The sequence below is a fragment of the Candidatus Omnitrophota bacterium genome (assembly GCA_028715965.1).
GTDB lineage: Bacteria > Omnitrophota > Gorgyraeia > Tantalellales > Tantalellaceae > JAQUQS01.
The window spans coordinates 110,792-114,095 of the sequence record JAQUQS010000007.1; the positions used below are offsets into that span (position 1 = coordinate 110,792).

Below are 3,304 nucleotides of genomic sequence, written 5' to 3' on the forward strand. Positions count from 1 at the left end.
CTCCCGTAGCCGTAACTTCCGCATTTGCCCCGGCGGTAACATGGCTATTATCCCACATGGTTATCCCGCCATTCGTGGCCTTCACGGTCGCATTCCCCGTCGCTCCTCCCGCGGTAACCCTGCTGGCATTCCACATGGTCACATCCCCGTTAGTCGCCTCGACGGTCGCGTCCCCGTTAGTCGCCTCAACCCGCGAATTCCTGTCCATCTCTACCCTGCTACCTTTAGCGATCGCGCCACTGCCTCCAACTATAGTGCTGTCCTCTTCCAGTTTGACCGCTCCCGTAGCCGTAACTTCCGCATTTGCCCCGGCGGTAACATGGCTATTATCCCACATGGTTATCCCGCCATTCGTGGCCTTCACGGTCGCATTCCCCGTCGCTCCTCCCGCGGTAACCCTGCTGGCGTTCCACATGGTCACATCCCCGTTAGTCGCCTCGACAGTCGCGTCCCCGTTCGTAGCTTCAACACGCGAGGTAATCCCCATCTCTACGCTGCCGCCTTTAGCGGTCGCGCCGCTGCCGCCGGTTATAGTGCTGTCTTTCTCAATCTTTAGCGCACCCGTTGCCGTAACTTCGGAAGTGGTCCCGGCTGACACATGGCTATCGGCCTTCATTGTTGCATCACCAGATGTAGCGTCTATCTTGGCCGCTCCACCCGTCGCTTCAATTGTCGCGCTTGACTCCATCCCAACACTGGCAGCCGTAACATTAACATCGTTATTTGCGATAAGCTTTGCTATGTTAATAAATGTACCGCTCACCATCGCGAACATCGCTCCCGCGGCAACGTTAATATTATTTGCCGCGGTAACGGCAACTTTATCGATTATCACGTTACCTGTTGCTGAAAGGTTTACCGTACCGCCGCTATTTATGGCGGTATTGACATACAAGTCCGGGTCATCTATAACCTGCAGATTTACATCCCCTGTTGTAATTATCGCGCCGTCGACATAAAGATCGCCCGAGTTCACGAAAGAGAAGCTATTCCCCGCGAATGCCGCAAGATGCAATACCCCTCTATGGAACAATGACAGGTCGCCGGTCGTATGGAATACCGCGTTACCTATATACTCGATCGGCGCCAAGTCCCCTCCGCCAATACCGCCGTTCAGCGCGTTAAATATGACATCCTTTGCCGTGATGTCAAAAACGTCGTCTACGGACATTCCCGAGATAATAGTTGGATTCTCGTCGTAGTTGTCTTTAATATCACCGTTCACCGAAGTCAGCGTGACCGTTCCCGCGATAGGTACGCCTGCTGACCCGTCGAACACGCCGCCGTTAGTCGCGATATTATTTACATAAAGGTCTCCATCGGCCTTGAGGTCGATGTCCCCGCCTGCCGTCACTACCTGCCCGGTCGGGGTCACCTTCAGTATCCCGGTCGATTCAACGCCTACCGCCTGTCCCGCGGCTGAATTGGTTATCCCGACCATGTCGCCGGAAAGCGTCGTTACTGTAGTTATGTCAAGGTCGCCTGTATTCTTTATTTTAAGTGTACCCGTACTTGAGTTCTCGGCCGCTATGTCGCTTACCTGCGTTTCAAGAACATCGTCCCCGACTACTGTATCCTTTATCCCGTCCTTGAGTTTCATGGCAAGTTTATCAGCCACTATATCTTCGCCGCTTGAATTCTTGTCATATAGGGCGCCGTCAACGTCGAGGCTCACAAGGTCGCCTGACTTTACGGCACTCTCGAGCGTAAGATCCGAACGCGTCGTAAGATATACATCCCCATCGGACGCCTGGTTATCCACGCCCGCGCCGGTTACCGTAAGGTTCCCGGTGTTGTCTAGCATGATATTGCCGCTTGTCGTGTTCACAGCCTCGATCTTTGAGACCTCTGTCTTGATAGCATTGCTTGAGCCTATGCCATTCGTCGCGGCAAGTTCCGCCCTTGTGGCGGCTATATGCGTCGGCCGCAGCGCGCTTCCCGTAATCGCTCCGCCTGCTGTAAGTTTTACTGTGTTGCCAAGCGCCTGGACCTTCTCGTTTATGCCGAGGTTCCCCGTGGTCTCTATACCTATATTACCCGCGTCGTTGGTAACGCCCGTCGTACCGCCTACCAAAGTTATGTCCAAGTTCCCTGTATTGCTGACGTTGATGTCACCGGAAGTTGTGTTATGCGTCGCTATCTCGGAAACCGCTGTATTTATAGCGTTAGCCGAACCTATGCCGTTTGCCGCTAAAAGTTCCGCTTTATCCGCGGCTATATGGGTCGCAACGCCCGTTTTGCCCGTTATGGCTCCTCCCGCGGACAATTTAACCGTATCCAGTGCCTGAACCGTTTCGGATATGGCCAGATTCCCGGAAGTCTCTATTCCTACATTACCTAAGTTGTTGGTGACTCCTGTGGTACTGCCTACGGCGGTTATGTCAATATCCCCCGTATTACTTATGTTCACATCGCCGCCAAGGGTGTTCTTCGCGGCAAGGCTATTCACCTGTGTATCAAGGATATTGTCCCCTGCTCCGTTATCTTTTATCCCGCTCAGAGTATTAAGTTCGAGTTTGTCGGCGGTCACGTCCACTCCGGCGTGTTTATCATAAATAGCGCCGGTGACGTTGAGGCTCGCGGTGTCACCCGTCGTTACCGCTCCCTCTAAAGTAAGGTCCGCGACATTAGTGAGATTTACATTTCCGCTCGCGTCGTTATTCGTTATACCGTTACCGTTTACGGTAAGAGCTCCCAGATTCGAGAGATTAACATCCCCGGAAGTTGTATTAAGGGCTTCCAGACTGGATACCAAACTCTGTATAGTGTTCGTCATGCCGATGCCGTTAGCCGCTTTTATCTTGAGGTTCCCGCCGGTTATACCAAGGGTCCCCGTGGTGCGATCTACGGCCCCACCAGCCGCTGTCAGTTCTACATCTCCCGCTGAAAATATCGTCCCAACCGTTACGTTACCCGTCCCATTATTCTCGTCCGAGCCGGAACGTATAGTAACTTTTTTCCCTGCGGTTGTAGTCATTATAAACGTCCCCTTGTCTTGGACAAAGTCGCCACCGGTGTCAAGCGTTGGCGGTGTGCCCGGCAAGGTGATGCCGGAAGCATTATTATTGTCTGCCCTTATAGTAAGGTTCCCATTGGCTATAACAACGTTACCGGTAACCGTAACGTTAATATTATCCTCAAAACTCTGGTTCCCGAACATAAATGTGTTACCTATGTTCGTATCACCGTCATTCATGTTGTATTCGCCATCGGATGCCGTGATAGTCCCGGAGAAATCTGCGCCTTGCGCGTCTACCGTTATCTTCCCGCCTTCGGCGTTGAGTTCACCCGTTGTCTTCACGCG

1 protein-coding gene is annotated in these 3,304 nt (G+C 52.8%); it reads right to left on the reverse strand.

Translation table 11 applies throughout. From position 1 onward, the window contains the following. Positions 1 to 3,304 (reverse strand): hypothetical protein (locus PHH49_05275; protein MDD5488353.1); only part of this gene is annotated, 3,304 nt, incomplete at both ends.